Source organism: Vreelandella boliviensis LC1 (assembly GCF_000236035.1).
In the GTDB taxonomy this organism is placed as follows: domain Bacteria; phylum Pseudomonadota; class Gammaproteobacteria; order Pseudomonadales; family Halomonadaceae; genus Vreelandella; species Vreelandella boliviensis.
Window position 1 is genome coordinate 1,638,719 of sequence record NZ_JH393257.1, and the last position, 7,006, is coordinate 1,645,724.

The following is a 7,006-nucleotide window of genomic DNA, read 5'->3' on the forward strand; positions in this document are numbered from 1 at the left end:
ACATGCTCACTTCAGACATGCCCACCTCAAACATGCCCACATTAGAACAGGCAGTCACTGTTACCCTGCCGGATGGCGCCAAGCGCTCCTTTGACCACCCGGTTAGCGTCGCCCAGGTGGCGCACGCCATTGGCCCAGGGCTGGCGAAACAGACCCTGGCCGGTAAGCTCGATGGCCGCCTGGTCGATGCCTGCGAAGTGATTGATCACGATGCCCAGCTGCAGATCATTACCCCCAAGGATGATGAAGGGCTTGAGATCATTCGCCACTCCTGCGCCCACCTGGTCGGCCATGCGGTTAAACAGCTTTACCCCAGCGCCATGATGGTGATTGGCCCGGTGATTGACGCTGGCTTCTACTACGATATCGCCTTTGAACGCCCCTTTACCCCCAGCGACCTCGCCGCCATCGAAGCGCGGATGAGCGAGTTGATCGATCAGCAATATGACGTTGTAAAACGCATGACGCCCCGGGAGGAGGCGGCCGAGCTGTTTAAAGCGCGCGGTGAGACCTACAAGCAGCGCCTGATCGCAGAAATGCCCGCGGACGTCACCCGTGTGGGGCTGTATGTCCACCAAGAGTATGTGGATATGTGCCGTGGCCCCCACGTGCCCAATACGCGCTTTCTCAAGGCGTTCAAACTGACCAAGCTGGCCGGCGCCTACTGGCGGGGCGATGCCAACAACGAACAGCTTCAGCGCATCTACGGCACCGCCTGGGCCGATAAAAAACAGCTCAAAGCGTATTTGCAGCGCCTTGAAGAAGCAGAAAAACGTGACCACCGACGCCTGGGCCGCGGCTTGGATCTATTTCATTTCCAGGAAGATGCGCCGGGCGCGGTGTTCTGGCACCCCCGCGGCTGGGCGGTTTTCCAGGAATTGGTCGCCTATATGCGCCGCCGCCAGCAGGCGGCGGGCTATGTGGAGGTTCACTCCCCCGATGTGATGGATCGCAGCCTATGGGAAATCTCCGGCCACTGGCACAACTACCGCGAGCATATGTTCACCACCGCCACCGAGGATGGCCGCTCGCTGGCGCTCAAACCGATGAATTGCCCCGGCAGCGTGCTGCTCTACCGCCACGGTTTAAAAAGCTACCGCGACCTGCCCATTCGCATGGGCGAGTTTGGCAAGGTGCACCGCTACGAGCCCTCCGGCGCGCTCCACGGGCTGCTGCGGGTGCGCCACTTTACCCAGGATGACGCCCATATCTACTGCACCCCGGGCCAGATGGATGCCGAGTGCCGGGACGTGGTGGCCCTGGTGCTGGATATCTACCGCCAGTTCGGCTTTGAGGATGTGCGCATCAAACTCTCTACCCGGCCGCAAAACCGCATGGGTGACGATGCCAGTTGGGATCTGCTGGAAGGCGCGCTGGAGCAGGCGCTCACGGGCATGGGCCTGACCTATCAGCTCAACCCCGGTGAAGGCGCCTTCTACGGCCCGAAACTTGAATTTGTGCTACGCGACGCCATTGGCCGCGATTGGCAGTGCGGCACGCTTCAGGTGGATATGAACCTGCCCGAGCGTTTCGGTCTTGAGTATGTGGCTGAAGACGGCCAGCGCAAGCGCCCCGTGATGCTGCACCGGGCGCTGTTTGGCTCGCTGGAGCGTTTTATCGGCATCCTGATCGAACACTACGCGGGCAAGCTCCCGGCCTGGTTGGCGCCGGTGCAGGCAGTGGTGCTGTCGATCACCGACGACCATGCCCGCTACGCCCAAGAGGTGGCGCAGCTCCTCAACGGGGCAGGCGTGCGCAGCGAGGCGGATGTGCGCAACGAGAAGATCGGCTACAAAATTCGCGAACAAACCCTGCAGCGCATCCCCTTTTTGCTGGTGGCGGGTGCCAAGGAGCGTGAGGCGGGCAGTATTGCCCTGCGCACTCGTGAGGGCGAAGACCTGGGCGTACTGCCGATTAAGCAAGCCGTAGCGTTACTGTTAGAACATGTTCAAACGCCGGATGCCGCTGAACATCGTGCGGCCCAGCAGCGGCTAATGGAGCGCTTGACCGCCGGTTAGCAGGGAGCTTCGTCCGTTGTTATTTTGTGCTACGTTATAACATTTATTTCAAGGTGCGATAGGGATATGCAAGAGACAAGTATGAATACGCAAGAGCCAAGCGCATCCGCTGATAAAGCCTGGGCAGAGCAGCTACTGGCGATGCCTGCCAGCGACTATATGAACGATGAGCAGCTGGCATTTTTCCGCCGGCGGCTGCTCGACGAGCGTGCCGAAATTGAGGCGCATTTAAAGGAGATGAAGGACGTCATCGCTTCCCATGAGCGCGACAGCGACGAATCGGATCAGGCCTCTTTTGAGGAGGAGCTGCGTCTGGCATTGCGGCAAGCAGATCGCGAGAGCCGCTTGCTTAACAACATTGAGTCAGCCTTGAAGCGCATTGAGAACGGTGAGTACGGCTACTGCGAAGAGACCGGCGAGCCTATTGGCTTACCGCGGCTGATGTTCAGGCCCACCGCGAAACTCTGCATTGAGGCAAAAGAGCGTCAGGAGCAACAGGAACACCATTATCGCAAAGCGCGCTGGGAGTAAGTGGTTATGCAGGAAGCGCCATTAATACCGGTCAATCTACTCACCGGCTTCTTAGGCAGCGGCAAAACCACGCTACTCAATCGCTGGGTTCACCAAACCTCCATGCACAACACCCTGGTGGTGATCAACGAGTTTGGTGCCATCGGGTTGGATCACCAACTGATTACCCACAGCGACGAGCAGGCGGTGATCGAAATGAGCAGCGGCTGCTTATGCTGCACCCTGCGGGGCGATTTGAGCCGTACGCTGCAGCAGGCAATGGAAGACCTGGAGGCGCAAGGGAAGCCCTTGCCCGCCCGGGTGGTGATTGAGACCACGGGGCTAGCGGAGCCAACCTCTTTGTTGCAACTGCTGATGACGGATCACTGGCTGGCGCACCGCTTTAAGCTGGACAGCGTGGTGTGTTGCGTTGATGCCGCCAATGGCTTGGCGACCCTGGACGCCCACCCGGAGTCGCAACAGCAAATCGCCGTGGCAGACAAACTGCTGATCACCAAAACCGACCTGGCGAGCGAAGAGGGTGTGTCCCAACTGGCGAATCGGCTGGCCAAGTTGAACCCGGCGGCAGAGCAGTGGCAGGTGATTAACGGCGAACTTTCCGCAGATCTGCTGGTGGGGGCAGGGTTACATGGTGGCGACACCCAGGGTTTCCAGGTGGAACAGTGGCTCAAAGCGGGCAGCTACGCTGTACATCAAGCAGACACGCATTCGGGTGCGTTTTCCGCACCGCTGAACCGTTCGCCATTGAATACTCATCAGCCCAGCGATTCCCCGCACAGCGACGGTATTAATGCCTTCTGCTTTAGCGTCAACGAGCTTATCGAGCCTGACGCCTTGCAAGGCTGGTTGGATGTGTTGATGTCGTTAATGGGCGACAAAATGCTGCGCATTAAAGCCATTGTGCACCTCACTGACCGGGAGACGCCGCTAGCGCTTCACGGCGTGCAGCACATTTTTCACCCGCCCGCGCCACTGCCAGTCAACAGTGTGGGCGACCGCGTATCGCGCTTTGTATTTATTACCCAAAACGTGGCACCCGACACCGTGGCTGAATTGTACAACTTCTTCCACTCCTCCAAAGAGGTCACCCAATGACCGTTTTAACCTTACCCGATATCGCCAGCCAAACCACTCGCTTAACGAGTACCTTGACCTGGGTGGGCATGGAGGGCATTGCGCTACCTGTCCAGCTGGGCACTCGCAGCGTGACCGCCAAGCTGGACGCGGGGGTGAGCCTTGATGACAGCGAAGCACGCGGTATCCATATGTCGCGACTCTATTTGGCGCTGGCACCGCTTGAGGACGCACCGCTTACCTTGCCAACGGTAAAGGACGTATTGAGCACGTTTTTAACCAGCCAGGAGGGGTTATCCCAGCAGGCGTACCTGACGGTGGAAGGCGAACTGCCGCTCAAGCGGCAAGCCCTGATTAGCCCGCTCGCCGGGTGGAAAAGCTACCCCTTTTCACTGCGCGGCCAATTAACCCCCGCCGGGTTTCAAATTGAACTGGGGCTGACGGTGGGCTATTCATCCACCTGCCCCTGCTCGGCGGCGTTGGCGCGGCAGTCTATCCAGCAAGCCTTTGAAGAGGATTTTTCGGAAATCCCGCTGACCCCATCGGCGGTATCGGCATGGCTGGGCAGTGAAGAGGGCATATTAGCCACGCCCCACAGCCAGCGCAGCTCTGTCGAGTGCTCGCTGCGTTTAACCGAGGGTGAAAACGAGGAATTACCCATAGCAGATTGGCTAGAGCGGGCGGTAGATCGCATTGAGAAGGCACTAGGCACCGCACTGCAAACCGCAGTGAAACGCATCGACGAGCAGGCGTTTGCTCTCGCCAACGGGCAAAACCTGATGTTCTGCGAAGACGCGGCAAGACGGGTCGATAAAGCCCTGCGGCAAGCACCGGGAGTCGCCGGTTTTCAGCTCAAGGTGGTGCATGCCGAGAGCCTCCACGCTCACGACGCAGTGGCGCGGAGTGAGTGGAATTGGTAAGCGTGTTGGGGTCGCTTGTTACTAGACGCTAAACGATTATTGGCCTTCCGAGCGGCGCTTGTTTAGGATCAGTAACGAACCTCAATAAAAACTAGCGAGCCGCCCTCATGAAGCCAGAAACCATTGCCCTCCACCATGGCTATTCGCCCGATTCACAAAACGCCGTGGCGGTGCCTATTCATCAAACCACGTCGTTTTCCTTCGATAACGCGCAGCACGCGGCAGATCTGTTTGATCTTAAAGTGGAAGGAAACATCTATTCGCGCATTATGAACCCCACCTGCGCCGTGCTGGAGCAGCGGGTAGCCGCGCTGGAAGGCGGTATCGCCGGGCTGGCGGTGGCGTCGGGGATGGCGGCGATCACCTATGCGATCCAGACCATCGCCGAAGCGGGCGATAACATTGTCTCGATCAGCGAGCTGTATGGCGGTACTTACAATTTGTTTGCCCACACCTTGCCACGCCAAGGCATTCAGGTGCGCTTTGCCGATAAAGACGATATCGACGGCATTGAAGCGCTGATCGATGAGCGTACCAAAGCGGTTTTCTGCGAAAGTATTGGCAACCCTTCGGGGGGAGTGGTCGATCTGAAAAAACTCGCCGAGGCGGCCCATCGTCATGGGGTGCCGGTGATTGTCGATAACACCACTGCGACGCCGTTCTTGTGTCGGCCGATTGAGCATGGGGCGGATATTGTCATCCACTCTGCCACCAAATATATCGGCGGCCACGGCACCACCGTGGGCGGTGTGATCGTGGATTCGGGCACCTTCCCCTGGGCCGAGCATGCCAGCCGTTTTCCGCTACTCAACGAGCCTGACATTTCTTACCACGGCGTGAGCTATACCCGTGATGTGGGTGATGCGGCCTTTATTGCCCGTGCCCGCGTAGTGCCACTACGCAATATGGGCGCGGCACTGTCTGCCCAGGCGGCCTGGAATCTCTTGCAAGGGCTGGAAACGCTGTCTCTGCGCATCGAGCGTATCTGCGCCAACGCCTTGGCCGTTGCCAAGCACCTGGAAAGCCATCCGCTGGTCACCTGGGTGCAGTATGCAGGCTTGGAAAACCACCCCGATCACGCGCTGGCCAAGCGTTATATGAACGGCCACGCCTCGGGGATTCTTAGTTTTGGTATTGAAGGTGGTCAGGCCGCCGGTGAGCGCTTCTACGATGCGTTGGCGCTGATCCTGCGTCTGGTCAATATCGGCGATGCCAAGAGCTGCTCCTCCATTCCGGCGTCCACCACGCACCGACAACTAAACGAGCAGGAGCTAAAAGCCGCGGGTGTCACGCCGGATATGGTGCGCCTGTCGATCGGTATTGAGCATATCGACGACCTGCTAGCGGATATCGATCAAGCGCTGGCGGCCTCTGTGCGTGCAGATGATTAGCCTTCACGTTGTGTAGTGTGTATTACCATTAAGCCCACTTGGGCGTGGGCTTAATAACATCATGATACTCAATCGGTATGCCGATCACTGATTAAATAGCTCAGTGGGTGTAGCACAATTAACGCTACTACAAAGGTTGCGATTGCAGCACCCGTTAGAGCCACCCAGTCGAATACTGTCGCTACATAACCTAGCGTAGAGTGAGTGAGCCAGGGAACCCAAACGAAGGCGGTTAGCCCTACCAGCGCGGCTAACAATATGGCGAACAGGCTACGATGGTGGGCTATTTGGTAACCACGCAGATAGGCGAGAAGATGCAGCCCAACGACCATCACAACACCCGTTACGATGAACCAAATATAAGGGGCTAGTGCGAACATTAAGATAGTAACTGAGCCGGTAATGGTCATGGCGACGCTCCTTATGCTCGGCCTTCAAGAACCGCGTAATAGGCGGGTTGAAGCATGCGGTCTTTCATCACCCAGGTAACCCAAGACTCGTCGGTAGGATCAATAAACGGGAAAGAAGGCATAAAGGCGAAGTTGTCCTCATAACCAAACTCCACCAGCATGGCTTTGCCTATGCCCGTAATTAACGGGCAAGACGTATAGCCATTGTGACGGGCGGTTAGCGGGTTTCCTTGCATGACGGCTAGCAGGTTTGCTTCTACGACCGGCGCTTGTGCTTTAACGCTGGCGGCCGTTTTATTAATAGGTGCTCCGATCACATCGCCAATACCGAAAACTTCGGGATAGCGGTTGTGCTGCATAGTGTAAATATCCACATCAAGCCACTCCCCCCTGAAGGGGCCATCCTGGGCGATAAGGGCGCTCTGCTTGACGAAGTCGTGGGCACTCATTGGTGGCACAACGTGAATAAAATTGTAGTCAGCAATCACCGTTGGCTGACCTTCGCGCCTGAATTCAGCTTCGCGCAGTTGGTGATGCGAGGTAAATTCGCTCTCAGGGCCAACAAAGGTAAATTCAGCCTGCCTAGCTTGAGGATCAATGGCCGACAGCCGATAGTGATGACGGCGGGTGACACCTTGCTCATCAAAGCGCTGCTTAACGAA

Annotated in this window: 6 protein-coding genes and 1 pseudogene; 5 read left to right on the forward strand and 2 right to left on the reverse strand. The window is 57.7% G+C overall.

The features are described from left to right. Window positions 1-2 precede the first annotated feature (2 nt). From thrS to KUC_RS07340, 5 genes are all read left to right on the forward strand, one after another. Window positions 3-2,018, forward strand: a complete 2,016-nt coding sequence (gene thrS / locus KUC_RS07320; RefSeq protein WP_085940830.1) for a threonine--tRNA ligase — start codon at window positions 3-5, stop codon at window positions 2,016-2,018. An 81-nt stretch (window positions 2,019-2,099) separates the two neighbouring features. After that, window positions 2,100-2,549, forward strand: a complete 450-nt coding sequence (dksA, locus tag KUC_RS07325; RefSeq protein WP_007112522.1) for an RNA polymerase-binding protein DksA — start codon at window positions 2,100-2,102, stop codon at window positions 2,547-2,549. A gap of 6 nt (window positions 2,550-2,555) precedes the next feature. Continuing rightward, entirely contained in the window at window positions 2,556-3,644 is a 1,089-nt protein-coding gene (locus KUC_RS07330; RefSeq protein ID WP_040479825.1) for a CobW family GTP-binding protein, read from the forward strand. Continuing rightward, window positions 3,641-4,543 carry a GTP cyclohydrolase FolE2 gene (gene folE2 / locus KUC_RS07335; protein WP_007112524.1) on the forward strand — a complete coding sequence of 301 codons (903 nt, stop codon included), beginning with the start codon at window positions 3,641-3,643 and terminating at the stop codon, window positions 4,541-4,543. Before KUC_RS07330 ends, folE2 begins: the two co-directional genes overlap by 4 nt. 107 nt (window positions 4,544-4,650) lie before the next feature. Beyond that, on the forward strand, window positions 4,651-5,934 hold the full coding sequence (locus KUC_RS07340; RefSeq protein ID WP_007112525.1) for an O-acetylhomoserine aminocarboxypropyltransferase/cysteine synthase family protein: 1,284 nt from the start codon (window positions 4,651-4,653) through the stop codon (window positions 5,932-5,934). Between the two features lie 68 nt (window positions 5,935-6,002). On the opposite strand, the gene KUC_RS07345 is transcribed toward KUC_RS07340, so the two are convergent. Both KUC_RS07345 and KUC_RS19990 read right to left on the reverse strand, forming a co-directional pair. Then, the gene (locus tag KUC_RS07345) at window positions 6,003-6,344 is read right to left on the reverse strand and encodes a hypothetical protein (RefSeq protein WP_007112526.1); all 342 of its coding nucleotides are present in this window, start codon (window positions 6,342-6,344) and stop codon (window positions 6,003-6,005) included. An 11-nt stretch (window positions 6,345-6,355) separates the two neighbouring features. Next, window positions 6,356-7,006: pseudogene (locus KUC_RS19990) on the reverse strand (NAD(P)/FAD-dependent oxidoreductase); the annotation flags it as partial.

Bases quoted from the DNA above. Each gene is read 5' to 3' on its own strand.
- KUC_RS07340 (WP_007112525.1), top strand. From the start codon at position 4,651: ATGAAGCCAGAAACCATTGCCCTCCACCATGGCTATTCGCCCGATTCA.
- folE2 (WP_007112524.1), top strand. From the start codon at position 3,641: ATGACCGTTTTAACCTTACCCGATATCGCCAGCCAAACCACTCGCTTA.
- KUC_RS07345 (WP_007112526.1), bottom strand. From the start codon at position 6,344: ATGACCATTACCGGCTCAGTTACTATCTTAATGTTCGCACTAGCCCCT.
- dksA (WP_007112522.1), top strand. From the start codon at position 2,100: ATGAATACGCAAGAGCCAAGCGCATCCGCTGATAAAGCCTGGGCAGAG.
- thrS (WP_085940830.1), top strand. From the start codon at position 3: ATGCTCACTTCAGACATGCCCACCTCAAACATGCCCACATTAGAACAG.
- KUC_RS07330 (WP_040479825.1), top strand. From the start codon at position 2,556: ATGCAGGAAGCGCCATTAATACCGGTCAATCTACTCACCGGCTTCTTA.